The organism is Alphaproteobacteria bacterium (genome assembly GCA_025800285.1).
In the GTDB taxonomy this organism is placed as follows: Bacteria; Pseudomonadota; Alphaproteobacteria; order JAOXRX01; family JAOXRX01; genus JAOXRX01.
In genome coordinates, this window is record JAOXRX010000059.1 from 25,053 (window position 1) to 51,219 (window position 26,167).

Annotated in this window: 24 protein-coding genes, 1 tRNA gene and 1 other RNA gene; 7 read left to right on the forward strand and 19 right to left on the reverse strand. The window is 31.1% G+C overall.

Going from position 1 to position 26,167, the window contains the following annotated elements:
• Window positions 1–49 precede the first annotated feature (49 nt).
• The 7 genes from OIF36_02835 to bamE form a co-directional block, all read right to left on the reverse strand.
• Window positions 50–3,406 (reverse strand): hypothetical protein, encoded by a 3,357-nt coding sequence (locus tag OIF36_02835; GenBank protein ID MCV6599399.1) that lies wholly within the window; start codon window positions 3,404–3,406, stop codon window positions 50–52.
• A gap of 19 nt (window positions 3,407–3,425) precedes the next feature.
• On the reverse strand, window positions 3,426–3,854 hold the full coding sequence (locus OIF36_02840; GenBank protein ID MCV6599400.1) for a hypothetical protein: 429 nt from the start codon (window positions 3,852–3,854) through the stop codon (window positions 3,426–3,428).
• Window positions 3,855–3,863: 9 nt separating this feature from the next.
• Window positions 3,864–4,700 carry a protease modulator HflC gene (locus OIF36_02845; GenBank protein MCV6599401.1) on the reverse strand — a complete coding sequence of 279 codons (837 nt, stop codon included), beginning with the start codon at window positions 4,698–4,700 and terminating at the stop codon, window positions 3,864–3,866.
• Entirely contained in the window at window positions 4,700–5,725 is a 1,026-nt protein-coding gene (gene hflK, locus OIF36_02850) for an FtsH protease activity modulator HflK (GenBank protein ID MCV6599402.1), read from the reverse strand. Before hflK ends, OIF36_02845 begins: the two co-directional genes overlap by 1 nt.
• A 20-nt stretch (window positions 5,726–5,745) precedes the next feature.
• Window positions 5,746–6,708: a GspE family protein gene (locus OIF36_02855; GenBank protein MCV6599403.1), complete on the reverse strand. Its 963-nt coding sequence runs from the start codon at window positions 6,706–6,708 to the stop codon at window positions 5,746–5,748.
• A 111-nt stretch (window positions 6,709–6,819) separates the two neighbouring features.
• Window positions 6,820–7,454, reverse strand: a transfer-messenger RNA (tmRNA) gene (gene ssrA, locus OIF36_02860).
• Window positions 7,455–7,457: 3 nt separating this feature from the next.
• Entirely contained in the window at window positions 7,458–7,892 is a 435-nt protein-coding gene (gene bamE / locus OIF36_02865; protein ID MCV6599404.1) for an outer membrane protein assembly factor BamE, read from the reverse strand.
• 165 nt (window positions 7,893–8,057) lie between these two features.
• Here bamE and eno point away from each other — a divergent pair, with 165 nt between their 5' ends.
• Both eno and OIF36_02875 read left to right on the forward strand, forming a co-directional pair.
• On the forward strand, window positions 8,058–9,338 hold the full coding sequence (eno, locus tag OIF36_02870) for a phosphopyruvate hydratase (GenBank protein MCV6599405.1): 1,281 nt from the start codon (window positions 8,058–8,060) through the stop codon (window positions 9,336–9,338).
• 284 nt (window positions 9,339–9,622) lie between these two features.
• Window positions 9,623–9,940: a hypothetical protein gene (locus tag OIF36_02875; protein ID MCV6599406.1), complete on the forward strand. Its 318-nt coding sequence runs from the start codon at window positions 9,623–9,625 to the stop codon at window positions 9,938–9,940.
• A 55-nt stretch (window positions 9,941–9,995) separates the two neighbouring features.
• On the opposite strand, the gene OIF36_02880 is transcribed toward OIF36_02875, so the two are convergent.
• Window positions 9,996–10,595, reverse strand: coding sequence for a winged helix-turn-helix transcriptional regulator (locus tag OIF36_02880; protein ID MCV6599407.1), 600 nt, complete (start codon window positions 10,593–10,595; stop codon window positions 9,996–9,998).
• A gap of 169 nt (window positions 10,596–10,764) precedes the next feature.
• On the opposite strand from OIF36_02880, the gene OIF36_02885 reads away from it, so the two are divergent.
• The gene (locus tag OIF36_02885) at window positions 10,765–10,902 is read left to right on the forward strand and encodes a hypothetical protein (GenBank protein MCV6599408.1); all 138 of its coding nucleotides are present in this window, start codon (window positions 10,765–10,767) and stop codon (window positions 10,900–10,902) included.
• 426 nt (window positions 10,903–11,328) lie between these two features.
• Here the strand turns inward: OIF36_02885 and infB are convergent, their stop codons facing one another.
• Window positions 11,329–13,647, reverse strand: a complete 2,319-nt coding sequence (gene infB / locus OIF36_02890; GenBank protein ID MCV6599409.1) for a translation initiation factor IF-2 — start codon at window positions 13,645–13,647, stop codon at window positions 11,329–11,331.
• A 77-nt stretch (window positions 13,648–13,724) separates the two neighbouring features.
• Complete coding sequence (locus OIF36_02895; GenBank protein ID MCV6599410.1) at window positions 13,725–14,465, reverse strand: SDR family NAD(P)-dependent oxidoreductase; 741 nt, start codon at window positions 14,463–14,465, stop codon at window positions 13,725–13,727.
• Between the two features lie 293 nt (window positions 14,466–14,758).
• Between OIF36_02895 and OIF36_02900 the strand changes: the two genes are divergently transcribed.
• A complete protein-coding gene (locus OIF36_02900; protein MCV6599411.1) occupies window positions 14,759–15,190 on the forward strand; it encodes a transcriptional repressor in 432 nt (143 codons plus the stop codon).
• Window position 15,191: 1 nt separating this feature from the next.
• Here the strand turns inward: OIF36_02900 and OIF36_02905 are convergent, their stop codons facing one another.
• The 3 genes from OIF36_02905 to OIF36_02915 are packed head-to-tail and all read right to left on the reverse strand — an operon-like array spanning window position 15,192 to window position 17,966.
• Window positions 15,192–16,232, reverse strand: a complete 1,041-nt coding sequence (locus tag OIF36_02905) for a DNA polymerase III subunit delta' (protein ID MCV6599412.1) — start codon at window positions 16,230–16,232, stop codon at window positions 15,192–15,194.
• Window positions 16,210–16,836: a dTMP kinase gene (tmk, locus tag OIF36_02910; GenBank protein MCV6599413.1), complete on the reverse strand. Its 627-nt coding sequence runs from the start codon at window positions 16,834–16,836 to the stop codon at window positions 16,210–16,212. The genes OIF36_02905 and tmk overlap by 23 nt, the downstream gene beginning before the upstream one ends.
• Before the next feature lie 14 nt (window positions 16,837–16,850).
• Window positions 16,851–17,966 (reverse strand): D-alanyl-D-alanine carboxypeptidase, encoded by a 1,116-nt coding sequence (locus OIF36_02915; protein ID MCV6599414.1) that lies wholly within the window; start codon window positions 17,964–17,966, stop codon window positions 16,851–16,853.
• 147 nt (window positions 17,967–18,113) lie between these two features.
• Here OIF36_02915 and OIF36_02920 point away from each other — a divergent pair, with 147 nt between their 5' ends.
• The gene (locus OIF36_02920) at window positions 18,114–18,698 is read left to right on the forward strand and encodes a TIGR00730 family Rossman fold protein (protein ID MCV6599415.1); all 585 of its coding nucleotides are present in this window, start codon (window positions 18,114–18,116) and stop codon (window positions 18,696–18,698) included.
• A 25-nt stretch (window positions 18,699–18,723) separates the two neighbouring features.
• Complete coding sequence (locus tag OIF36_02925; GenBank protein ID MCV6599416.1) at window positions 18,724–20,067, forward strand: FAD-dependent thymidylate synthase; 1,344 nt, start codon at window positions 18,724–18,726, stop codon at window positions 20,065–20,067.
• A 5-nt stretch (window positions 20,068–20,072) separates the two neighbouring features.
• Here OIF36_02925 and icmT read toward each other — a convergent pair whose 3' ends face one another.
• The 6 genes from icmT to OIF36_02955 form a co-directional block, all read right to left on the reverse strand.
• Window positions 20,073–20,342, reverse strand: a complete 270-nt coding sequence (gene icmT / locus OIF36_02930; protein ID MCV6599417.1) for an IcmT/TraK family protein — start codon at window positions 20,340–20,342, stop codon at window positions 20,073–20,075.
• Between the two features lies 1 nt (window position 20,343).
• The gene (locus OIF36_02935; protein ID MCV6599418.1) at window positions 20,344–21,684 is read right to left on the reverse strand and encodes an ATPase, T2SS/T4P/T4SS family; all 1,341 of its coding nucleotides are present in this window, start codon (window positions 21,682–21,684) and stop codon (window positions 20,344–20,346) included.
• Between the two features lie 7 nt (window positions 21,685–21,691).
• A complete protein-coding gene (locus tag OIF36_02940) occupies window positions 21,692–22,531 on the reverse strand; it encodes a type IV secretion system DotC family protein (protein MCV6599419.1) in 840 nt (279 codons plus the stop codon).
• Entirely contained in the window at window positions 22,506–22,997 is a 492-nt protein-coding gene (locus OIF36_02945) for a DotD/TraH family lipoprotein (protein MCV6599420.1), read from the reverse strand. Before OIF36_02945 ends, OIF36_02940 begins: the two co-directional genes overlap by 26 nt.
• Window positions 22,998–23,101: 104 nt before the next feature.
• Window positions 23,102–24,973, reverse strand: coding sequence for a PBP1A family penicillin-binding protein (locus OIF36_02950; GenBank protein ID MCV6599421.1), 1,872 nt, complete (start codon window positions 24,971–24,973; stop codon window positions 23,102–23,104).
• Between the two features lie 23 nt (window positions 24,974–24,996).
• Window positions 24,997–25,073: transfer RNA gene (locus OIF36_02955), tRNA-Val, on the reverse strand.
• A gap of 108 nt (window positions 25,074–25,181) precedes the next feature.
• On the opposite strand from OIF36_02955, the gene rpoH reads away from it, so the two are divergent.
• Entirely contained in the window at window positions 25,182–26,060 is an 879-nt protein-coding gene (gene rpoH, locus OIF36_02960) for an RNA polymerase sigma factor RpoH (GenBank protein MCV6599422.1), read from the forward strand.
• Window positions 26,061–26,167 lie beyond the last annotated feature (107 nt).

The following is a 26,167-nucleotide window of genomic DNA, read 5'->3' on the forward strand; positions in this document are numbered from 1 at the left end:
TATCATTATTATAAAAATAAAAGGCTCTATTAAATAGAGCCTTTTTATATTACTTAAAAGTTGGTGTAGGACTAGTTCCTATATCATTCCAAACATTAATATCCCAATTTGAATTAATAATCATCCTATCGCTATCAGAGCAAATATAGTTATCATTATTATCACATAAATCTCCATTAGATAGAATAATTGAGTCATTAGCTTCATCTAACATAACTCCATAAATTTCTCCTGATGAGGAAACTGGAGATATACTGCCCACTTTTGAATAAACATTATTAAGTTTAAAATTAGCTAATTTAACCCCTCCAAACAAGCCCCCGACATTATTTGTACCAGTAACATCTCCTGAAAAGTAGCCATTTGTAATATAGCTTAAGTTATCTTGATAAGGACTTAACCCCATTAAACCACCAACATAACTTTGACCTATTATTTTAGCATTAACATAAACATCTGTTGTTTTTTGCCAATAACCCGCAGCTCCTATTAAACCACCAACATAGTTTCTACCAGAAACATTTCCAACATTTGATATTTTAGTTAAAGTTGCATAAGATCTACCTGCTATCCCACCGGTATAATCATATCCTTCAACAACACCACTGTTATGACAATTCTCTAAAGTAAATCCGTTACTTAAGCCCGCAATACCAGAAATACCACCAATATATTTATCGGTACCTTTTACATTAGCAGATGAAATAGCATTTCTTATACTACCTCCATAGTCAGATGAGCCATTCACACCTCCAATATAAACTCTTCCTGATGAAAGGCCTGATACATTTATATTATTGAAACTACTACTAGTAGATTTACCACCAACCAATCCAACAAATGAGTCACCTAATATACTACCTGAAACAGTTATATTAGCAAGGTTACTTGAGTGTAGGAATCCCACGATTCCACCTATATAATCATCAGCTTTTATGTCAATATTAGATAGAGATAAATTATTTACTTGACCTCCAATAATTTTCCCAAAAATCCCTACATAATCGTCTGCTGAATTTACATATAGGTTATCTATATTATGGTTATTACCATCAAACTCTCCAGTATAAACAGATATAGGTTTCCAACCTTTTGAATCATTGGAATCAATAACTCCATCTCCATTCCAGTCTTCATTGTCTAAAAAGTTAATATTAGCTGTCATCTTATAGTTTGCTTTTAGCATATCACTATCATTAATTGTATTAGAAATGCATAGTAATTCATTCTTAGCTTGAGCAGAATCTCCTGAAAGCCCTCCTATTAAATAAAAGTCTCCATCTTTATCCATATTCTCAAGAGGATTATCGCTACATACATTAGGGTATTCAGCATCTGGCACAATAATATTAGAGTTAACCACTCCACTCTTTTCCCATTCTAATCTTGGCTCTGAGTTATTAAGATTTTCCCAAACACTGTCATCCCAAGCATAATAATCTCTACCAGCCCTTACTTGTAAAGATGAGGATGCATAACAAGTTGAAGGTTTAGTACAAAAATTATTAGTATTATCTAAATTTCCACCAAGTCCATAAACAGTTCTATCTAACGGAGATGTTCCCAAAGCATAAGAGTTGATAATTATACCATAAAGAATCCCTACCAATGATCCTCCATTATTAACATTACCAGAAGCATAGCTATTAATTATTTTACCTGCGAAGACACCTGTAAGACCTCCTGTATGAGATGCAGTATTACCTTCAACATTTCCTTTAGAATAAGAGTTAACAATCTCACTTCTATAGCTTCCGCCTCCTACAATACCACCAACACTTAAAGTATAAGATTTAATACGACCAGAGCTATAACTAGAATTAAGCTTAGTCGTATTCATATAACCCAACAAACCTCCTACATTACCATCTCCATAAATGTCGCCAGTTGTATAACAATTATTAACATTAGCTCCATATATAAAACCAACCAACCCTCCAGTCCCTGAGTTTTTACCTCTTATTGCTCCGCTTGTGTAACAATTAGTAATGACATTATCAGCTTTCTTGAAATAACCTATTAACCCACCTGTATAATTATTACTTCCATAAATATTACCTGTAGAGTAACTAGAATCTAAACTCAAACCATTATTTGCTCTGCCTATAAAACCACCTGTATAATAACTGCCTCCGAAAACATCTCCTGAAGTATGACAATCTTCAATTATTGTAGATCTATTTGTAATACCAATTAATCCTCCTGTGTATTGATTACTATTGTAAACATTAACATTTGCTGATGAATTTTTTATCTTTGATTCAACATCTGAGTTACCAACTAAACCTCCAGCATAAAGAGCTGAAGCTTTAACATTACCAGAAACATGAACATTTTCCACTAATGCCTTATCTATTTCTCCAGACAATACTCCTACCTGTTGCCCTTTTGCCTCTACATAAGCATTGCTAATGTTTAAATTTTTAACTTCAAAACCTCTATCTGTTAGACTAAAGAAACCTTGATAATTATAACTATTGTTTATATACATATTGCTAATTACATGATTATTACCGTCAAACTTTCCAACAAATTGATGTGAGGTTGATATAGAGCCGTTCCCCAATCCTTTCCATCCCTCAGTATCAGTAGAATCTATATTACCATCTCCATCCCAATCTTCATTATTAGAATTAACCTTTGCTGTAATACCCTTTAACCATTTATATGTATCATTTTTATAAGTACTAAGATTCCCATTCTCATCTTGATAAAACTTACTTACTGTAAACGATATATCAAATGCAATATTATTCATTAATTTAAAAGAGCCCTTTAGTATAGAGTCTCTGACCGTTACACTACCCGCTGGAGTACTTATACTAGATGTATTATTTTGATTATGTGATAAGTATAGCAAATCTGCTTTTGTTGCTATTAAATATTTATCGTTTTCTCCTGTATCTTCATTATATTCACATGATATATCTGAGTTTGGCAGCTCAGCATAACAATTACTTCCTATTTGTATTCTTACTGGAGTAGTCTTATATATACCTGCATCATTTGATACTTTAAGATTAATTATAGCATAATCTCCGCCTACAGCACCAATATCTGTTTGCAATTGAGACACTGTCATCGTTCTATTTATTCCTGCACCAGATATAGAAACATTCGCTGGATTTATAATACCCTTATCATCATCTATACTTGTTATAGACAGCTTTAAACTTGAATCTGTTAATTCTAGAGGTATTGTTATATTTATATCATTAAGATTAACTATTTTATTTTCTGCAGTTACTCTTATTACTTGAAATGGAGTATTAATTATTGGAGCATTAATAAGATTTGGCATTGTAGCAAAATAGTAATACTTCTTTGCATAAGCACTCCCTGTAAATGAGAAAATAAACGATAAGAATATCGAAAATAAAAATACTCTCTTTGAAATCTTAAACATTAAATATCTCCTCTCATTATTAATACTTAGTTATTTTAAATAAAACTCCTGTGGCTGTTGAGCAAGTCCACTTAGAAGATGCTTTTAAAACATAAAAGCATAAATTGTCTTTATTATTACTATCAACAATACTTAACTTTGCTGAATTTTGCAAAGATGCATTTCCAAGACCATCAAGAGTCCAAACTGCTCCTTTAATCTCAGGTATAAAGGTTAAATAACCTCGACCTGTTAATTCAGACATAGTTATATCTTTTATAGCTTTAGTATAATCAATATCCTTATACATTCTTATAGCTGTTTGTATCGCATTAGCTTGCTGAACAATTGTATTTGCTAAAGCTTTTTCTCTACTTCTCTGCACCATATCTCCACCATAATGAACACTCATTACAGCGGTGAATGACATTAGAGCTATAGCTATAATAGTTACAATTAAATTTGCCATATAAAACTCCTAGAATTCTTTTAAGAATCCTGCTTCACTTGGATTAAGAATAACTGTAGTATCATTAGTTAAAGAATTTTGATAAGCATTCATACTTCTATAAAACTTATAAAATTCTTTATCTTTTGAATATGCATCCGCATATATATCAATAGCTTCTTGATCTCCCTGACCTTTCATTTCTTCAGCTTCTTTTTTTGCTTCTGATAATATAATATCTCTTTCTTTATCAGCAGATGCTTTAGTTTTAATTGCTATTTCTTTACCTTGAGCTCTTGCTTCCGCTGCTTCTCTTTCTCTTTCAGATCTCATACGAGAATAAACAGCTTCAGAGTTTTGTTTTGGCAAATCTGCTCTACCGATTCTAACATCAACAACTTTTATACCCATACGAGAAACTTCAGTATTTGTTCCTTGTTTAATTTTGTCCATCATACTAGCTCTATTTTCAGAAAGAACCTCATCAAGAGAAACTTTACCTAAAACGGATCTCATTTGAGAATTAACAAATTTATTTAATCTACCAACTGCTTGGTTCTCTGTTTTTAAAACTTGGTAATATTTTAAAGGATCTACAATTTGATATCTAGCGAACACATCCACTACTAATCTCTTTGTATCACCTAAGATAACTTCTTCAGCAGGAGGATCTAAGTTTAAAACTCTTTTTTCAATGTATTTTACATTATCAATAAATGGAGCTCTAAAATGCAATCCAGCACTTGTTATTACTCTTTTAACATTACCAAATCTTAATACTAAAGCTTGTTGTGTTTCATTTACTTTAAATGCAGAGAAAATAAATAAAACTAATATTCCTGCTAATAATCTGCTTATTTTTTTCATTATTTTAGTTCTCCTTTATTTATATTCATATGTGGTAAAAAGCTATTTGAAGAACCTTTATCCATGATAACTTTTTTAGAGTTTTTCATAACTTTCTCCATTGTTTCAATATACATTCTTGTTTTAGTAATATCTTTTGATTTCTTATAAGAATCATAAATCTTATTAAATCTTTCAGCTTCACCTTTTGCTCCATTTACCACTTTAGCTTTATAAGCATCAGCTTCTTGTAACATTTTCTCAGCTTTACCTTTTGCTTCTGGTATCACTTTATTTCTATAAGCATCTGCCTCATTAGATAAAGTTTCTTTATCAGATAGAGCTCTTTGCACATCATTAAAAGCATCTATAACAGCTACAGGAGGGTCAACTCTTTGTAATTTAACTTCATTAACCTGAATACCTGACTCATACTCATCCATTGTTTTCTGAATTAAAGTTAAAGTCTCTTGTTGAATTACAGGTCTTTCATCAGCTAAAGCTTTTTGCAATTCTGATTTACCTATAATTTCTCTCATTGCACTTTCAGAAACCTTCTTCAGAGTATCTTGAGGATTTCTAATATTAAATAAGAATTTGCCAGCATCAATAACTCTCCATGTTACAACAAAGTCAATATCTATAATATTACCATCTCCTGTTAGCATTAAGCTTTCTTCTGGCACATTAATGTTATTTCCTCTAGAAGAGCGATACCCAATTTCTAATTGTTGCTCTTTTGTTACTTGTGGAGTAAATGTCATACCAATTGGATTTGGTAAATTATAATGAAGACCAGCCTCTTTTACTTGCCCATCCCATTTTCCAAAAATTAGTTGAACACCTTGTTCATCTGGTTGCACCATATAGAAGCCTGTTGCAAACCAAAGTCCTAATATTATAGCTACTAGACCAGCAAAACTTTTTTTATTATTTAATAAATCTGTGCCTGTAGGTTTAACTTTTTTCATTTTAACTACATTATCTTTTTTATTATCTTTTGGAGCATTCCCCCAAGGTCCTGGTGTATTTTGATCCCAATTCATTTTATAATATTCTCCCTAAGCTAAATTTTGTTAATTGAGAAAGAACCTTGCTCAATTTTAATTTTTTGTTGTTCAATTTGAGTTCCCAATAGGCTTACTTTTCCTGATCTAATTAAAGATCTAACAGGATCACCAACATTACCTTCTTCTGTAAATATTGATTGTGTTGATAGTTTGTTATTTAACAGTTCTTGGTAAACAATACCAACCAATCCATCAGCTAATAATTGTTGTCCTCTTTTACCCATGTTCATTTCTGATAATTGTATTAATGACATAATCGCTTCTTCAATTGATCCAGCATGAATTGTTGTTATAACTAAATGCCCTGAGCAAGCAGCTCTTAAAAGCTGTGCTGCAGCTTCAGGAGTTCTAATCTCACCAACAACGATATAGTATGGATGCCATCTCAAAGATGTTTTAACAGCTTCTGCCCATTCTTCATCATCTTTAACTTCCATTTGGAAACAGTATCCTGACTCACCTCTTCTACCTGCTAAATTATATTCAACAGGATCCTCAATTGTAAATGCTAAATCTCCATATTCCTTTAAATAGTGATCTAATAATGAAAATGATGATGTTGTTTTACCATTACCAGTAGCACCAGCAACAACCAATAAACCAGTTCTTCTACCAGCTTGTTTCAATATTGATAGCAATGACTCATCAAAACCTAAATTTTTAAGTTGCGGAACTTCTTCAGCAATCTTTCTTAAAGAGCACCAAACCTCTCCGTTAGACATTTCCTGTTTTGAAGCACGATATCTAATATCATTATGGACTATTAAATCATCTCCGTTTCTAATACCTCTTTTAACAATCTTTGTCTCTAATATTTTAATGTCTTTAAAATAATCTTCATCCAAATAAACATTTTTGCAATCAGCTGTTTTACAAGCCGTTGGTCTATAATGAGGAAGTCCCCATCCATCTAATCTGATATATAAATCTGAGAAAGTTAAGTCTTTTATTAGCTTCATAGTTAATCACACCTTTTTATTTCATTGTTCTCTTACTATAATGTTTTAAAGACTAATACCATCAAAGTCAAGAATAACTTAAATAAATTTTATGTGCATTTAGGAAATAAAAAAAGGGGCGTTCTGTTACCCGGTGCCCCAAACCGTGCTTTAAGTGGTAGTTAAACTACGCAGCTTTAGCAAGAGATACATTATTATCGTTTGCATCTATTTAAAATTGACCCGATAACGACGGATATCATGCCGAGAAAAAGATATATTTTTATTACTCCTGTCGATCCTATTTCACCCCCATTTTTATATACTTCTATGGGGAGTTATATGCCCATACAAATATATAAAAACATCACCTAATGATTGTTTTATTTATGTAGCTTTTTAGGTGAATGGTTTTTGAATGGTGTGTACATATCAGTACATAATTGAAAAAACCATCATATAAAAAACTAAAAACAAACATCCATATTTTATAATAATTATTTTATATTTAAAAAAATACTCTAACTACTATAAATTTATTTTTTGATTTATGTGGATTTTTAGGTGAATGATTTTTGAACGATGTGTACATATCAGTACATAAGTGAAAAAATCATCATATAAAAACCACAGAAATTAAAAAATAATGGTGGAGGTGCTGGGTACCGCCCCCAGGTCCAGAAAAGCTTATTCTATACACCGTTTATTTCCATAGTCATTTTCATGACAAGGTCATATTAGCATAACAATTTAAAAAAGTAAATGTATTTTTATCTAGTAAATTTTCTATTGAATTTACCAATGTTTCCAATTAGTTGTTGAAGCACAGTTTTTTCTGTTGCTATAGATTCAGTTTTTTCTTCCGAAAAGTCAATAGTTACTCCATCACTTAAATCATAAGACTTAACTTCTTGCACAGCACCATCTATATCAAAAGTAACCTCTACAATTACTCTATCTACAATCTCTGGTCTCATAAATGAATGATATTTTATAGATTGACTACTATAGTACCATTTTTCCACATCAACAGCAGATTTTGTAGTAGGATGTCCGAACATCATAATCATATCATCTTTTGAAGTTTCTCCAACTTCAATATAAGCCATATCATCTTTGTCTATTGCATTACCATGTACACTAATGCTACCACTAGAGCAACTAGCTAATAAAAATAATGTAAATGCAAAAAATATTCTTTTCATAGTTTATTTATATTATTATTCAAAATAAAAATCAAGAATTAAAAAATAGAAAGTAAATTTACTTGTATTTTTTATATATTTGTTATATATAGATACTAAGAATGAAAAGGCTACTTAAAGTAGCTTCTTTCTTTTTGTTAAAAAACTAATAAAGGAGAATTTTAAATGTCAAAAATTATTGATATTAAAGGAAGAGAAATTTTAGACTCTAGAGGTAATCCAACTGTTGAAGTTGATGTATATCTAGAAAGCGGAGCTTTCGGAAGAGCTGCAGTTCCTTCAGGAGCTTCAACTGGTTCTAGAGAAGCTGTTGAATTAAGAGATGGCGACAAATCAAGATACATGGGTAAAGGTGTTCTTAAAGCTGTTAATGCTGTTAACACAGAAATCGTAGAAGCTCTTAAAGGTCAAGAAGCTGCTAACCAATCAGAAATCGATCAAGTTATGATTGATTTAGATGGAACTGAAAACAAAGGTAGACTAGGTGCTAATGCAATCCTTGGTGTATCTCTTGCAGTTGCTAAAGCTATGGCTAATGAATTGAAAAAAGCTAAATACGAATATATCGGAGAATTATTCGGTGCTGAAGAATCTAAAGTTCTACCAGTTCCAATGATGAACATCATCAACGGTGGTGAACATGCTGATAATCCAATTGATATCCAAGAATTCATGATCCAACCAGTTGGTGCTGAAAACGAAAAAGAAGCTATCAGAATGGGTGCTGAAATTTTCCATACATTGAAAAAATTATTACATGATGCTGGACTAGGTGGCGGTGTTGGTGACGAAGGCGGTTTCGCTCCAAACATCGGTTCTACAACTGAAGCTCTAGATTTCATCATGAAAGCTATCGAAACAGCTGGTTACAAAGCTGGTGAAGAAGTTAGAATCTGTTTAGATGCTGCTGCTTCAGAATTCTTCACAGAAGAAGGTACATACAACATGAAAGGTGAAGGTGTTGTAAGAACTTCAGAAGAAATGGTTGAATACTATGCTGATCTTGTTGCTAAATATCCAATCTCTTCAATCGAAGATGGTCTAAACGAATCAGATTGGGATGGTTTCAAACTATTAACTGAAAGACTAGGTGATAAAATCCAACTTGTTGGTGATGATCTATTCGTTACAAACCCTAAAATTCTTGCTGAAGGAATCGAAAAAGGTATCTGTAACTCAATCCTAATTAAAGTTAACCAAATCGGAACTCTAACAGAAACTCTAGCAGCTATAAAAATGGCTCATGATGCTGGTTACACAGCTGTTGTTTCTCATAGATCTGGTGAAACTGCAGACTCAACAATTTCTGATATTGTTGTAGCTACAAATGCTGGTCAAATCAAAACTGGATCTCTATCTAGAACTGATAGAACAGCTAAATACAATCAGCTAATCAGAATCGAAGAAATGTTAGGCGATTCTGCTGAATATGCTAAATTAAAATAATTCTTTAATTTAGTTATACAAATAAACACCTCTTAAATTCTCTATTGAAAATTTAAGGGGTATTTATTTACATTAACATTATTTTGTGATATAGTTAACCAATATTCATAGATAAATGGGGAACAATATAAATGAAAAACAAAACAAAAACATTCAAAACAATATCTCTATTAAGATATATGACAGAAGATTGGCTTTTTATAGACAAAAACTAAGAAGAAGTACACCCTGATACAAATTATTACAATACACATTCTTATAAACATTTAAACAATGATGATATAATGAAATTCAAAAAAAGAATTCGTATATTCAAGCCCAGAGATATTAAAGCAATCGAATTTTTTTTAGAAAAAGAGTCTCAAAAATATATCTATGATGATACCCTAAGTTTACAAGAGTATATTCCCGATTTTTTTGATGATGTTACAAAGCTTATGTCTATAGCTGAAGATGGCAGATTAAATGTAATAAATGATTTTGGAAAAAGTATTGTAAAAAAATACGGCAGAGAAATTACATTTAGCACAAATATTAAACCTGCTCTAAAGAATAAAAAGTATAACATAAAACCACCATCATCATACACTCTTAATAAATAACATTAAACACCTCGCTATAAAACGAGGTGTTTAATACAAAAAAAAGTTAAAAAACTTAGAATAATAGCTTTTTCATTTTTCCAAGTATTTTTACATCATCATTTTCATCAAATCTAATAGGGTCATATTTAGCCTTATTGTCTGATTTCAACAAACCATATTCACTTGTAATTACATATCTCTTAATTTTAAGCTCATCATTAATTTTACATAAGATAACATCATCTTTTCTGATGTCTGCAACAGGGTTGCCATAAAACATCTCAAATAAAACTAATTCTTCCTCTTTTAAAGTTGGCTCCATAGAATCACCCTTAACCTTCATAAAGAATAAATCCTCTTCTTTAGCTCTTAAAAGCTGTGAAGGCATAGGAATATAGTCTAATGGATCCTCTCCCCCGAATAGGCCGTCATTCCCCGCTTGAGCATAACCATAAAAAGGTATATGAAAAAAGTTTTTCTGATTTTTATTAGTTAAAAACATCTTTCTCCCTTCTTTTTTTATGTACCCTAAGTCCACTAATTTTTTCACATGAGCATGAATATTACCAACTGAAGACAAACCTAATTCTTTCGCTATTTGGCTTAAGCTCAAATTAGAGTCTTGCTCTATAACTGACAATATATCTTTCTGTCTTTTTGTTAAGTTATTCATTTTAGTCTCCTGTAAAATTATTTCTTGTTTTTAAACTAATATAAAAAGAAAAGAATGTCAACTTTTTTCTTTTTTTCGTTTTTTCTTTCGTTTTTACTTGATTATTTTCTGAATTAGTTTTATAAAATAATTAAGACGATTCGTTATTTTATTAAAAGGAATGAAAAAAATGACTAAAAGAACAGAGAAAAAAATAAAATCAATATATAAAAAACTACCAATATCTATAAGAATATCTGTAGGAGAAATGTTAGGGTTTATTAGATATGAAGATATGGATATGAATAGCTATAGGTATAATAGATAATTTATCTAACTCTTTTATTATAATTCTTGCATCTTCAGCTCGTCATTCTCCTGAAAAAGGAAATTTCACTGTGCTACTACATATAAATTAACATTTCACAGGCATGAAAAGATTCTTCGACTCCTTATGGTCGCTCAGAATGACGGGAAAAGAAAAAGACATACTATCGCATCCCCAGCCGGTCATTCTGATGAGCAGAGCGAAGAAGAATCTCATTGTGTTACCCTATGTAAGTTTATATTACACAAGCACGAAAAGATTTTTCGACTCCTTGCAGTCGCTCAAAATGACTAGAAAAGGCGAGAATGACGAGCAAATAATGAGCATGGTGAAAAGATTCTTCACTTTGTTCAGAATGATCCTAAAAGAAAAATAGATTTTAAGAAATTTTAGATTATGAAAAAGCCCCTAAATAAAAAATAGATTTTAGAATTCTCGGGCGATTTCTTTAACTTCAAACCCTTCTATAACATCTCCAACTTTAATATCTTCATATCTTTCAAATGCCATACCACATTCCATACCTGCTTTAACCTCTTTAACTTCATCTTTAAATCTTTTAAGAGTTTTAAGCATACCTTCATGGATAACAACATCATCTCTAAGAAGTCTAACTTTAGCACCTTTAATAATTTTACCTTCTGTAACCATACAACCAGCAATTTTACCAGATCCTGTAATATTAAACACTTCTCCGATTTTTGCATATCCAATAAAGTCTTCTTGTATAGTTGGAGCAAGCATACCAGTTAATAATGCTTTTGCATCATCAATAATGTTATATATAACTGAATAGTATCTTATATCAACATTATCTCTTTTTGCTTGTTCTCTAGCAGGAGTGTTTGCTCTAACATTAAAACCAACGATTAAAGCATTTGATGCTCTTGCAAGAGTTACATCAGATTCGTTAATAGCACCAACACCTGATAATAAAACTTTAACTCTAACTTCTTCATTATCTTCTGTCATTTTTCTTAAATAAGCTGCAATAGCTTCAACAGACCCATGAACATCAGCCTTAATAATAACAGGAAGCTCTTTAATGTTTTCATCTTGTTTAAATTTCGCAAATAAATCTGATGATGATTTAGATACAACATTTAATGATTCTTTATATTTTCTTGTTCTATATTCTGAGATTTCTCTAGCTTTTGCTTCAGATCCAACTACAACAAAATCATCACCAGCACAAGGCATACCATTTAGACCAAGAACCTCAACTGGTTGAGATGGCCCTGCTGTTGTAATCTTTTCATTTCTATCATTAACTAAAGCTCTTACTTTACCCCATTCTCTACCAGCGATAAATACATCACCAATATTTAGAGTTCCGTTTTGCACAAGAACTGTAGCGACTTGACCTCTACCTTTATCAATTCTTGTTTCAATTATAGAGCCTAGAGCTTTTCTATCAGCATTTGCTTTTAACTCTAGCATTTCTGTTTGAAGCATTATAGCCTCTTCAAGTTTATCCATACCCAAACCAGTCATAGCAGATACTTCTACAACCATAGTATCACCTTTAAAGTCTTCAACTATAACTTCATGTTGTAATAGATCTTGTTTAACCTTTTGAGGATTTGCCTCTGGTAAGTCCATTTTATTAATTGCAACAATCATTGGCACTTCAGCAGCTTTAGCATGAGCGATAGCTTCTTTAGTTTGAGGCATAATACCATCATTTGCAGCAACAACTAGAATAACTATATCTGTTACATTAGCCCCTCTAGCTCTCATTTCAGAGAATGTTTCATGACCTGGAGTATCAATAAAAGTGATTTTAGATCCACTTGCAGTATTAACCTGATAAGCACCAATATGCTGAGTAATACCACCTGATTCTTTTGTAACAACATCTGTTTTTCTAATAGCATCTAGTAAAGATGTTTTACCATGATCAACATGTCCCATAACAGTAACAACTGGGCATCTTTCTTTTAAATATTCGACTTTATCTTCTTCACCTCTTATACCTTCTTCAACATCAGCCTCTGAAACTCTTATACATTTATGTCCCATTTCTCCGATTAGAAGTTCTGCTGTATCTGCATCTAAAGCTTGGTTGATTGTAGCCATAACACCTAGCGACATTAATTTTTTAATTACATCACCAGATTTTTCTGCCATTCTATTAGCCAAATCACCAACAGTGATTGTTTCAGGAAGAGTAACTTCTCTAATAACCTTCTCTTTAGGCTTTAAATTTTCTTGCTGTTGTCTTCTGTATTTCTCTTGAGCTCTTCTAACAGATGCAAGAGAACGACGATGTCCTCCTTGGAAACCATCATCTCCTAAGCTTGATGCCTTAGATACTGTTAGCTTACCTCTTCTTCTCTCGTTTAAAGAGCGATGATTATTATTTTTATTATCATCTTTTTTAGCATATGTTTTTGTTGATGAAGCAGGTTTATCATTTTTAAAGCTCTTTGCAACCTCAGTTTTTTTAGGAGCTGGCTTTTTACGAGTCTCTTGTTTCACAACAGGTTTTTTCTCTTCTTTTTTAGAAATAACTGGTGTAAAAGCTTGCCTTTGAACAGAAGTCTTTTTTGTTTCATTCTCACGAGCTTTTTTAAGAATTTCAGCTCTTGCTGAAACAGCAGAGTTTTTGTTAACCTCAGAGGATCTATCAGAAGACGGCTTAGCATGATGATGTCTTCTTTTTCTTTTTACAACAGTTTGAGCTCCTGTTCTGTTTGTACTTGAGGATGTTTTTATACTTAATGTTTTTCTGCCTTCTGTCATTTTAACCTTCTTCTTTTATTTAATGCATCAATTTTTTCAATACTATAAAATATTTTACTCAAAAACACAAGGATTTTTTACTTTTCAGGCAACATTCCCAATATAAAACTTGATAATCTAATAGGTAAAAATTCTAAAAATCTTACAACCCAGTAAATCCTCAATGGAAATTTGATTAAAGTTTGATTTTTTTCCAGTTTTTTAATTATAAGTTTAGCTGCCATATCTGTCTCCATAATCAACGGCATTTTGAAATTATTTTTATCTGTAAGAGCTGACTTAATCCACCCTGGGCAAACGATATTAACTTTTATACCATACTTACTTAAATCTAAATGTAAAGATTCTCCTAAAACTCTTATACAAGCTTTACTTGCACAATATGCAGAAGCACCTCCCAACCCCTTAAAAGAAGCCATTGAACTAATCAAAACTATTTGACCTCTTTTTTGTTTTTTCATAATTTTTATAGCTGGGTATATAGTATTTATAACCCCCCATATATTAGTATCTAAAACCTGACGAGACTTTTCTTCACTCGCATCATTGGTTGCCAAAGTCCCTGTTGATATACCAGCATTTGCTATCACAATATCTAACTCTCCAATATTCTCTATCATATCAGACATCCCTTGTTTATCACAAACATTTGATATAAATGTCTTAGCAGAAGATCCCGCCTCTTCAACCTTTTTAGCAACTTTATCTAATCTATCCAAGTTTCTTCCTGTTAGAAAAAGCTCATTATTTCCTTTTGCATATTCTAAAGCTAAGTGCTCCCCAATTCCAGAGCTTGCTCCTGTTATTAATATTTTCATTTCCAAAACCTCTTTTAAATTTAATTATTATATAATATATATTATGTTTGTAAAAAATGTAACCATTTATTTGAAATATGGACATTTTTTTTAAAAAAAAATCAAAATTAACCTTTTGTAAACTTTTTTACCTTAAAAAACAATATGTTAACAATTGTAAGTAAACCCTAGGTTGTAAAACAACCTTATTTTAACTCCTTAGGGTTGTATTTTATTTTTTTTAGGTTTAGTATTTGTTTGTCGGGGAGAGAAATATTTGCTGGCCTAAGAAGCAATGGGAGGTTTTTTAGAATATGCTAAAAGGAAGAAAGTATGAAGCAGCTTGTGATTTTCTAAGAGAGAATCAACTTCGTTTTTCAAGACAAAGAATGGTTGTCATTGATGAATTGTTTTTTAATAAAAAAGGTAAAAAGCATTTTAAAATAAATGAATTATTGAAATTAATTGAAGAAAATCACAAAAGTGTCAACATGTCTAACACATCTTTAACAAAGATTTTAAAAGGGCTTTGTAGAGAGGGTCATTTAAGAGAAGTCTATGTTAACAAGCCGTATTATGATGTAAACACAAGTGTCCATATGCACATGTATGACAAAGAAAATGATAAACTTATCGATATAGAATCTCACGATTATATACAATATATAAATGAGAATATTAAGTTACCATCTAACTACAAGATGGAAGATATAAATTGTATTTTTTCTGTTAAAAAGAAATCATAGCTTAAAAAATAGAATTAAACATATAAAGTAAAATTTTATTTCTATCTAAGTTAGATTTTTCTGCAGCAGATATAAGCTCTTCTACCTTCGCCTTTTTGCTTATTAAAGAGTTTACCGTTAAATTAGCCAGCAACTCTTTCTCAATTCCAAAAACATTATCCATATCTTGTTGTTTTGCTAAAGATATAATCTTTTTATTTAAAAAACCTTTAAGCATATTAACCATTAAGTTATAATCATCGTCATTTTTAGACATTCCATAATAATCACATATTGTATGCACTTCTTTTGAGTTCATATTCTTTGACAAAAGACACATTAAGTCTTCATAAACTTTTAAACCGTTTTGATTGTATATTTTAATAGCTTTACCTATTGATCCCTCAGATAGTAAAGCGACCTTTTCGACATCTTCAGAGCTTAAAGATGAACAATATTTATATATTAATTGTTTCAAATCATCGTTATTTAAAGAATTAAGTTTTAGAGTTCTACACCTAGATTTAATTGTAGGTAAAAATACCCCTATGTTATTTGCTACCAATATAATAACTGTTTTCGCAGGAGGCTCTTCAAGAATTTTAAGAATTGCATTTTGTGCATTCCTATTCATTTTATCAGCCTCATCAACTATAACAACTCTGTAATTACCATTTGAAGATGTTTTATGCATAAACTCATTTATTTTTCTTACATCACTTACAACGATTTCTTTCTTAAACTTTTTGCTCTTTTGATCAAACTCTCTTGATACTAAAAGAAGATTAGGACAAGAGCTCGAAGCAACTAACTTAAAAACAGAACTGTTTTCTGGAATAGCTAAAGTTTTTTTATCTTCTAAAAAACCTAATCCATCAACTTCTGCATTAGAAATTAAAAATTTAGCTATTCTATATGCAAATGTAGCCTTACCTATACCCTCAACACCATGAATAATCCAAGATGAGTGCATCTTATTAGAATAATATGCATTCAAGAACTCTTGTTCCTGTTCTTGATGACCTAATATATCTGGATTATTATATGGAAAAAATTCTTGCATTATCTTCTACAACTTTTATTATTTTTTTATTAACATCTTCAATACTACCACTAGCATCTACTACAAAACACCTATCGGGATTTTCTTCTGCTATTCTCAAGAAAGCTTTTCTATTATCTTCATGCCAAGCGATACCTTTTTCTTCCATTCTTGTTTCAATGTTACCATCTCTTGAAAAAGATCTCTTTAATCCCTCTCTCACATCTATATCTAATATAATTGTTAAATCAGGAATAAACTCTCCAACAAAAATATCATGCATTGCTGGAAGAATCCCTGTTTTATCTTGCCTGCCTTGATAAGCAACTGTAGAATCATAAAATCTATCAGAAATAACAATATTGCCCTTTTCTATTTCTGGCTTTATAAGATTTCTTATATGATGACTTCTAGCTACATAAAACAAAGCCATCTCTTCTTGAAAACTCCATTTGTCTATTTCTCCTTGAAGCAGTATTTTACGAATCTCAAGAGCAGCATCCGTTCCTCCTGGCTCTTTAGTTAAAACAACTTTTTTATCAAATTTATCTTCTAAATATTTTTTAAGAAGTTTAATTTGAGTTGTCTTACCTGTTCCATCTCCTCCTTCTAGAGTTATAAACATAAGATTCTCCTATATTACTTAAATATATTAATTAAAGACATTTTAAATCTTTTAAAGAAGCCAGCTTCTTCAACATCTCTAGTTGCAAATAGAGGGAATGACATTTTTTCTTGATTATCTATCTCTATTTTCAAATCAGCAACCTTCTGCCCCTTAAATATTGGAGCTTTAATTTCACTATCCATTTCTACGAAAGCTTTTAATTTTTTATGCTCTAATCTACTTAAGCTCATTTTTATATTTTTTTCTGGAGCAAAATTCACTTCATCTTCTTTTCCTAAGAAAACTTTTGCTTTTCCTAAAGCTTCTCCCTCTTTAGCTAAATCATAAACTTTAAAGAAATTGAATCCCCACTCTATTAGCTTTGCAGATTCATCAGCTCTAGCTTGTTTTGAAACCATGCCGTTCAATACAGCAACCAGTCTTCTATCATTTCTTTTTGCAGAAGCTATTAAACCATAGCCCCCTTCTTCTGTATGACCAGTTTTTATACCATCAGCTCCCATATTTCTATACAACAGAGGATTTCTATTCCCTTGCTTAATACCACTATATTTAAAATTCTTTTGACTAAACAAGTAATAATATTGAGGGTATTCTGTTATAACATGTTTTGCTAAAATAGACAAATCTCTTGCTGTAGAATAATGATCTGGATTTGGCCAACCACTTGCATTAACAAAGTTAGTGTTATTCATACCCATTTCATGAGCTCTTTGAGTCATATAATCCGCAAATGCTTTTTCTGATCCATATAAACCTTCTGAAAGACAAATTGTTGCATCATTACCTGACTGAACAATAACACCTTTTAATAAATCAAGAACAGGTACTCTGTCATTATGTCTTAAGAACATTTTTGAGCCACCTTTTTCATATGCTTTTTGAGAAACTCTAAATTTATCTGTAAGAGATATTCTTTTTTCCGCTAAAGCTTCAAACACCATGTAAACAGTCATAACTTTACTCATAGATGATGTAGGCATTTTTTCATCAGCATTTTTCTCGAATAAAATTTGATCTGTTTCTAAATCTATAAGTATAGCTTGTTTTGCATTAACATCAAAAGCTCTAGCCTGTACAGAAACAGTCATTAGACACATTAATATAAGTGTAAATATTCTCTTCATAATAAATCTTTCTCCTTAATAAATATCCTTTATTTCTTATAGCAAAATTAAATCAATAACACAAGACTTAAAAAAATAAAATCTTTGCTTTTTGCTAAATACTATGTTACAAAAAATATACACTAAAAATAAAAAAAGGTTAAAAACATGAATAATAATATAAAAAAAGTAGTTGTTTATTGTGGTTCTTCAAATAAAGTTAGCGATACATATAAAAACCAAGCAGAAGAGCTTGGTAAAACCTTAGCTAATTATGATATGGACTTAGTATTTGGTGGTGGTAACATAGGATTAATGGGAATCGTTTCAAAAACAATGAGGGAAGCGAATCGTGAAGTAATTGGAGTTACAACTAAAAAGATACAAGCATCAGAAGTGTTAAACCCTCATGTAACAGAAAGCATCATTGTTAATACTCTTAGAGAAAGAAAAGCTAAGATGGATGAGTTGAGTGATGCTGTAATTGCTTTACCAGGTGGATTTGGAACAATTGACGAGGTCGATGAAATGATTGCTCTAAAACAACTAGGAGAACACAAAAAGCCTATAGTACTATTTAGTGTTGATGGGTTTTGGGATGACCTAGTAAAAATATATGAAGGAATTATTAAAGAAAAATTCGCAAAAAAGGATCACATAGATTTATTCACAGTTGCTACTAATGTAGATGAAGTGATTGATGCGATTCACACTGAACAAAAAGACAACAGTAATGAAAACTGGAGAATGTAGAAAATAATACAAACAAGGATATATTATGATAAATGTAGAATTAATAGCAGAAACAAATCAAGAAATTGAAGATTTAACATCACATGCAGCAAAAACATGTTACACATCTAAAGTCCCTAAAATGGGGCAAAAAATAGATGTTAAGAATGCATTATTCAACACGGGACATCACACAACTTTGCAACATAGCTATTTTACATTTTCAATAGAGGGGATTTCTGTATCAGCAGCTACATTTGGTTTACATCTAGCATCTCCTTTTTATAATACAGATCAAAGGTCTGGTAGATACTCAAAAATGTATAGCAATCCTGATTTAGAACAAATCAAAGCTTATATAAACCATTTTTATCCAAATCTAAACAAGCTAGACAAAGTCATGGACTTTATAAAACTAGGAACAGATATATACTCAGATAATATTGATAAGTTAACACCTTTAGTAGCAGAGAAACTAAAAAAAGAGAGACCTTTCTCAAGAGACGATGCTATTGAAAGAACTGCTCCAAAAATAGCTCAAGAACAATTAAGAAATTTTATTTCTATAATTGCACCAACTGCTTTAGACTTTACTGTAAATATCTCTGCACTAACAGCATATTACAGATCGGCATGGACTCCAGAGCTAAAAGAAATATTCGGGAAAATGAAAGATGCTGTAATTCAAAAGCATCCTGAGGTATCTTACATGTTTGATGAAAATAAAAATAGAGATATTAATTGGCATCCAGAGTTTGAAAGAAATTATTCGAAAGTAAAAGACTTACCAGAATTAAAACTCTTAGAAGTTAATATAGATGAAAAAGCTTTAGACTTAGAAAAGTATAACAAAGATTCTGTTGATATAAATTACTTCACTCCAGAAAAAATGGAAAACAATGTACAAACAATAAAAACCGAAGTAAACTTTTCTGTAGCAACAATGGGACAAGACCAAAGACATAGAACTATAAAAAGAACCGCTCCATCTTTTACTGGCGATTTTTATCTTCCAAAACTGACCCAAGAAGTACCAGAATTAAAAGAAAAAGCAGAAAAATATATGGATTTATGGTTAGAAATATCTAAATCAATACCTAAAACATTAGCGACTGCTATAGCACCTTACGGAGCGATGGTTAGATATAAGAAACTCTCTGATATAAATGCACTACAACACGAACAAGGAAAAAGAACTTGTTTCTGTGCTCAAGAAGAAATATATTGGGTTTCTGTTCTAACTAGAGAAGCTTTAAAAGAAAAAGGTTATAAAAAAGTTTGTGAGATTTTTGCTCCTGCTTGCTACAATGATAAATGTATCGAAGGCAAAAGATATTGTGGTAGAGATTTAAAAGATATAGAAAACTTCTTCCCTCACAGATTAGTTTAATAAAACTAACCGTAATCTTTCATAGAAACTTTATCTAAATCAGAAGACTTAGGTCTATTATTTCCTATAAGAAATACTCTAAACACTCTTAATGCAGTTGTAAAGTTAAGACCTTTTCTCTCTAGCAACCAAAAACCTATCATAATTAAAATAGCCGTTATAAATGTCCAAAGTCTAGCATGAAATATAAACATAATAATCCCAAATGAAGCTTTCGCATCAAACATAAAGAATCTAGGTGTTCTTTGAGAATCTCTCCAATATAACTCTGGCATATTAAGAGTTTCCTTTCTCTAATTCTTCTTCGTATTTAGTTCCTTTTACAACAGACAAATATGTTTCTTTATCTATTATACCTTGCTTATAAACCAGACTTGCACTTTCTGCCATAGTTCTACCATGAGATTCAACATATTTTTGAACTTCATTAGGCCATAGACGATTTTCCATACCTAACAATGCTTCTCTAATATCTTGATTAAAAACTAACCACTCTCTAATAGCAACCCTTTTACCATCAACAGTCTTTAAAAGTGTTTGTGTCACAATCATTCTAAGAGTTTCCATCAAAGAATATGCTCTTTCATCTCTCTCTTCACCGCCATAAACGGAAGTCATTCTTCGAATAGTTGCGGACACACCTATTGTATGAACAGTTGAGTAAACAGTATGACCAGTTTGTCCTGCTTCAATAGCAGCATTAATTGTCTCTTTATCTCTAGCCTCACCAACAAGTATAACTTCTGGTTTTCTTCTCAAAGCATTTCTAACACCTGCTGCAAAACTAGGCAAATGTCTAGGTATCTCTGTTTGAGATATTAAAGAATGAGCATTGTTAATATTATCATAAACAAATTCAATAGGAGCTTCATAAGTTAATATTTTCCCTTTTCCACTCTCAATCAACATTCTATTACCAGATGCTAAAAGAGTCGTTTTACCAGAACCCGTAGGACCTGTAATCAAAACCAATCCTTGTTTAGGATACCAATGATCTTTCAACTCTTGCTCTATATTTAAATCCTCCATTGTTGGCGGATCGTTAGGCAAAGACCTCATAGTGATTTGCACACCATCTCTACCCATTGTTAAAATAGCTGTAACATTAACCCTAAATCTAATTCTATTATCTCTAGATGTATTAACTTCATAAGATAAATCCAAATCATTACCACCAGCAAGTCTTGCCATAGCATTAGAACCGTATAAAAGATTTAAGAACAGGTTTATATCAGCGGCATCCATTCTTGATGCTGTAACCGGCCTTATTGTTCCGTGAATTTCTGCCATAATATATTTATCTGTTTGAATAGTTATGTCAGAAGCATCCTGATTAAAGCACCATTCCAAAAGAGAATCTATATCATCAGTTGTAAATCTTGTTGGCTCATCAGGCCATAGTAAAAACTCTGATGTATCAACTTTTTCTTTTGAAACAAGAACTTGTTTTTCAATTTTTTCTTCTATATCTTCTTCTGCATCAATATAGTCAAATACATTAGTTGAAAAATCTTCAGGAGTATGAGTTTCTATCATATTTTCTTCTGGAGAAATATCTATAGAAAAATCATCATTACTAATGTTATCAACTGGTTCTGTCATATTCAGAGTTTCCATAAAACATCTACCTCTCTGTAGGCTCCCAACTTTCGATTGACTTATTAAGAGCAGGAATATTAGTGATTATAATAGTTTTATCATCAATTCTTATTTCATTACCATTACCTGTAACACCCCTATTCTCTTTTACTGCATAAGGCTGAGAAATCATTTTTTGAGCAAGTAGCTTCTTATATCTAATCATACCTGTATAATCAGAAACCAACTTTGCTAAACTATCTGCAAATATATCATTTGCTTGCTCTACTCCACTTTTCCAACCAGCTTTTACATATTTAGCCCAATTAGATATTTCTTCTTTATCTTTAGGCTTTAATGCTCTATCTGGCTCTGCAGGGTTTTCTAAATCTAGAGGATCAACTAAATAGTTTCTCCAGTTTCTAGGAGTTGTAACTAACTTAACATTTTCTCCTATAGAATATATTTTTGAAGTCATAGATGCTGTCATACCATCTTCTCCAAGAAGGAAAGATCCATCGCTCTCACTTATGATTGGAGGTTCTATTAGAGTTCCATAATGAGTTGGTATCATTAACCTAGAAAAATTAAAAATATTATCTAAAACTATTTCTTTTTTATTTAGGATATTGTATATCTCCCAGTTTCTGTGAACTAAGCCACTAAGAGCACCATAAGATAAAGCCATTTCTTTTAAAGCTTCTTCTCTCATTTGTAAACCAGCCTCTGTAGTTTCTGCAACACCACCTTTAGCACTGATACCCAACACATCATCTAAAGTATTAGGTTCTTTCACTTCATAACTAGAAGCAAAACCTTTAGAAGAAATTAACAAACAACAAATTATTAATAAAGCCGTCTTAGAATGTTTCTTGAATTTCAACATAGTGAACCTCTAAATTTCTGTTTTCTGTATCAACTACTAAGTTAGCTCTTGAACCAGCTTGTAAACCAACATTTCTAAGAATATCGATTATAGGAGCATCGACTGCATCAATTTGTACAAGTATTGGTGTAGAGTAAGGTTTACCCATTTCAACCACATCATACATAGCTCTATCAGCTATTTTTTGGACTATTTGCTTAATAGGTCCGTTCCAATTAATTGACATTTTTTGTCTTAATAATCTTGGAATATTATTCATAACTGGAGCACTAGTTGTTGGAGTTCTCATTTTCTCAACTTCTGCTAGTTCTACAATAGCATCACTTGCTTTTTTTGCAGCCACCGCCAATTGAACAGACACATTATCATTTTCTACATATGCCACTTGATTTTTTTTATTATATGAAGGCATCATTGAGCAACTAGCCAAAGCTATAGTACTTATCAAAATAACTATTTTTTTCATTTAAAATTCTCCTGATGATTGATTTTAAGTTAACTATAAAATATTTATTATATAAATACAACAATAAAAAATAAAAATCAATCATTAATTATAAATGATATAATTTAGAAAGAAATACTTTTAATAAATCTCCAAAACAAGTTTGGCTCTACAATATTTCTTGCTTCAGCATTTTTATATGCTCTTTCATTATAATTCTTCCATATCTTTGCAGGAAAAGAGCCTCCTGTTACATTATTAGTAGGAGTAGCATTATCATTACCCAACCAAATACCTGTTACAAGTTTATCGTTATAACCAATAAACCAAGCATCTCTATATTTCTGAGTAGTCCCTGTTTTACCATAAGAAACTATCTTTTTAACCTTTGATTTTTTACCACTACCATTATCAACAACCTCTCTTAACATTCTGTTTATATGTTTCAAATGCTTACTTTTTAAAACCTGCTCTTTTATTATTTCGTGTTTATATAAGACATCTCCATCTTTATTAACTATTTCTCTAATTAAATATGGTGTAGTTTTATAACCTTCATTTGACATAATTACATAAGCATTTACGAGCTCAAGCAGAGATAAAGAATTTGTCCCCAGAGCAGTTGTTAAGTTGCTTTCTATTTTCGATGTAATACCCAGCTTTTTAGCCATTTTCAAAACATTATCTCGACCATATTTTTGCATAACTTTTATTGCAGGAATATTATAAGATTTAGCAAAAGCTTTCATTGCCGATATTTTTCCATGAAACTTATAATCAAAGTTATTAGGCTCCCAGCTTCCTATTTTTAGAGGAGCATCATCTATCTCTGTATAAGGAGTTAAACCTTTTTCAATAGCCGACAAGTAAACTACAGGCTTAAAAGCAGAGCCTGTTTGTCTCTTAGTTTGATACACCCTATTTAATTGAGATTCATAATAATCAAAGCCTCCCAACATAGCAACAATACTTCCATCCTTTTGCATAGAAACAAATGCTACTTGGTTTGCTTGTTTATTTTTGATGTCTTGCTCATATTTACTTACACTTTGTTCTGCAATTTTCTGCAAATTCATATCATAAGTTGTTTTAACAATTATGTCTTGCTTAACATCTCCTAAATATTTATACATTCTATCACTAGCCATATCTGTAAAATATCTATAGTTATCTACATCTCTATTTGATCTATGATTTTTAACAGTTACATTCTTCTCAAAATTTATCTCTGGTATAGAGAAACCGTTATCTCTCATAGTAGATGCTACGACCAAAGCTCTTTTAAAAGCTTTCTCTTTATGATATTTAGGACTATAAGAAGACGGTGCTTTCAATAAACCTGCCAATATTATTGCTTCTTCAAAGTTTATATCATAAATGTGTTTACCAAAGTAATCCATAGATGCAGATTCAACACCATAATTACCAGCTCCTAAATAAACATTATTTAAATAAGACTCTAGTATTTCTTCTTTAGAATATTGAGTCTCTATATAAAGAGCTAAAATCATCTCCTGAATTTTTCTATTTATACTTTTTTGATTTGTTAAGAACAAGTTTTTTGCCAATTGCTGAGTTATTGTTGAACCGCCCTGAGCAAATCTCATTTTTGATAAATTAACGGCCATAGCTCTCATAAACCCAATGATATCAAAACCATTATGAGAGAAAAACTTTCTATCCTCTGTAGAAACAACAGCATTAATTAAATCATTAGGTATATTTTCTATTATAACATGATCATAAGAGTCTCCATATTTTACAATCTGCTTTCCAGTAGTATCTAAAAATGTAATTGTTGGTCTTAAACCTTGCCTATTTTTTATTTGCTTAACATCTGGTAAACTTAAAGATAAATATATTACATAAAAAATTAAAGATATACTTAGCCATATCATAGCGATAAAGCCCACTCTTAGAAACAACTTCATAAAAGAGTCATTAGATTTCTTCTTCTTTTTGATATTCTTTTTTCTTTTTTTAGCTTGTTTTACCATAATTTAACCTTTTAATAAAAGTATGGTGGGTGTAACAGGACTTGAACCTGTGACCTTTACGATGTCAACGTAACGCTCTAGCCAGCTGAGCTATACACCCATATAGGTTAATAATAAAATGATATTTAACACATTTATATGAATATATCAAGATAATTTTTTTAGATAAACACTTTAAATTTTAGTCAAATAGTGTTATATAAATTTTATGGCATCAAATAGTCAAGTACCTTCAATATATAATTTATCTCCTGAAGGCAACCTTTCTAGGTATTTAAAAGAGATAAATAAGTTTCCAGTTCTTACCTCTAATGAAGAGTATGAGCTTGCCACTTCTTGGCAAGAAGAACAAAACTTAGAAGCAGCTCACCAGTTGGTTACATCTCATTTGAGATTAGTAGCAAAAATAGCTAGTGGCTATTCTGGCTATGGTCTTCCAATGGGAGAAATAATATCAGAAGGAAATATTGGACTAATGAAGTCTGTAAAAAAATTCCAACCTGAGAAAGGCTTTAGACTTGCTACTTATGCTATGTGGTGGATAAAAGCCGCTATCAATGAGTATGTTCTAAGATCTTGGTCTTTAGTTAAAATTGGAACCACTTCAGCTCAAAAGAAATTATTTTTCAATCTAAAGAAAATAAAAAACAGAATTAGTAAAATTGATAACAACTCTTTATCAAATAGCGACATAAAACAAATATCAAGTGAATTAGGAGTTTCAGAACAAGATGTTATTGAAATGGACATAAGACTTGAGGGTAAAGAAGCTTCTCTAAATGCTAGCATCAAATCTTCAGAAAATGACTCTGGAGAGTGGCAAGATTTTATTGAAGACACAAATTCTAATCAAGAAATAATTATAGCAGATATTCAAGAGGCTGAGTATAGAAAAAAAATGCTTACTCAAGCGATGGCAAAACTAAATGATAGAGAAAAAGACATTATATATCAAAGAAAACTAAAAGACCCTATTGCAACTCTTGAAGATTTATCAAAACAATACAATATATCCATAGAAAGAGTTCGTCAAATTGAATCCAAAGCTATGGAAAAATTACACTGCGAACTTAGAGGCACAATGTAGTTTTATTCAAATTCTATCTACTAAATGTAAAAAAATACATTTTTCTTGTAAAAAATAAATATTTCATATATACTCCATTCCAACTATAATTTTAGAGGGATTATTTT

Excerpts from the sequence above, each read along its gene's own strand:
- OIF36_02835 (MCV6599399.1), bottom strand. The coding sequence starts at position 3,406 with ATGTTTAAGATTTCAAAGAGAGTATTTTTATTTTCGATATTCTTATCG.
- OIF36_02840 (MCV6599400.1), bottom strand. The coding sequence starts at position 3,854 with ATGGCAAATTTAATTGTAACTATTATAGCTATAGCTCTAATGTCATTC.
- OIF36_02845 (MCV6599401.1), bottom strand. The coding sequence starts at position 4,700 with ATGAAAAAAATAAGCAGATTATTAGCAGGAATATTAGTTTTATTTATT.
- hflK (MCV6599402.1), bottom strand. The coding sequence starts at position 5,725 with ATGAATTGGGATCAAAATACACCAGGACCTTGGGGGAATGCTCCAAAA.
- OIF36_02855 (MCV6599403.1), bottom strand. The coding sequence starts at position 6,708 with ATGAAGCTAATAAAAGACTTAACTTTCTCAGATTTATATATCAGATTA.
- bamE (MCV6599404.1), bottom strand. The coding sequence starts at position 7,892 with ATGAAAAGAATATTTTTTGCATTTACATTATTTTTATTAGCTAGTTGC.
- eno (MCV6599405.1), top strand. The coding sequence starts at position 8,058 with ATGTCAAAAATTATTGATATTAAAGGAAGAGAAATTTTAGACTCTAGA.
- OIF36_02875 (MCV6599406.1), top strand. The coding sequence starts at position 9,623 with ATGAAATTCAAAAAAAGAATTCGTATATTCAAGCCCAGAGATATTAAA.
- OIF36_02880 (MCV6599407.1), bottom strand. The coding sequence starts at position 10,595 with ATGAATAACTTAACAAAAAGACAGAAAGATATATTGTCAGTTATAGAG.
- OIF36_02885 (MCV6599408.1), top strand. The coding sequence starts at position 10,765 with ATGACTAAAAGAACAGAGAAAAAAATAAAATCAATATATAAAAAACTA.
- infB (MCV6599409.1), bottom strand. The coding sequence starts at position 13,647 with ATGACAGAAGGCAGAAAAACATTAAGTATAAAAACATCCTCAAGTACA.
- OIF36_02895 (MCV6599410.1), bottom strand. The coding sequence starts at position 14,465 with ATGAAAATATTAATAACAGGAGCAAGCTCTGGAATTGGGGAGCACTTA.
- OIF36_02900 (MCV6599411.1), top strand. The coding sequence starts at position 14,759 with ATGCTAAAAGGAAGAAAGTATGAAGCAGCTTGTGATTTTCTAAGAGAG.
- OIF36_02905 (MCV6599412.1), bottom strand. The coding sequence starts at position 16,232 with ATGCAAGAATTTTTTCCATATAATAATCCAGATATATTAGGTCATCAA.
- tmk (MCV6599413.1), bottom strand. The coding sequence starts at position 16,836 with ATGTTTATAACTCTAGAAGGAGGAGATGGAACAGGTAAGACAACTCAA.
- OIF36_02915 (MCV6599414.1), bottom strand. The coding sequence starts at position 17,966 with ATGAAGAGAATATTTACACTTATATTAATGTGTCTAATGACTGTTTCT.
- OIF36_02920 (MCV6599415.1), top strand. The coding sequence starts at position 18,114 with ATGAATAATAATATAAAAAAAGTAGTTGTTTATTGTGGTTCTTCAAAT.
- OIF36_02925 (MCV6599416.1), top strand. The coding sequence starts at position 18,724 with ATGATAAATGTAGAATTAATAGCAGAAACAAATCAAGAAATTGAAGAT.
- icmT (MCV6599417.1), bottom strand. The coding sequence starts at position 20,342 with ATGCCAGAGTTATATTGGAGAGATTCTCAAAGAACACCTAGATTCTTT.
- OIF36_02935 (MCV6599418.1), bottom strand. The coding sequence starts at position 21,684 with ATGGAAACTCTGAATATGACAGAACCAGTTGATAACATTAGTAATGAT.
- OIF36_02940 (MCV6599419.1), bottom strand. The coding sequence starts at position 22,531 with ATGTTGAAATTCAAGAAACATTCTAAGACGGCTTTATTAATAATTTGT.
- OIF36_02945 (MCV6599420.1), bottom strand. The coding sequence starts at position 22,997 with ATGAAAAAAATAGTTATTTTGATAAGTACTATAGCTTTGGCTAGTTGC.
- OIF36_02950 (MCV6599421.1), bottom strand. The coding sequence starts at position 24,973 with ATGGTAAAACAAGCTAAAAAAAGAAAAAAGAATATCAAAAAGAAGAAG.
- rpoH (MCV6599422.1), top strand. The coding sequence starts at position 25,182 with ATGGCATCAAATAGTCAAGTACCTTCAATATATAATTTATCTCCTGAA.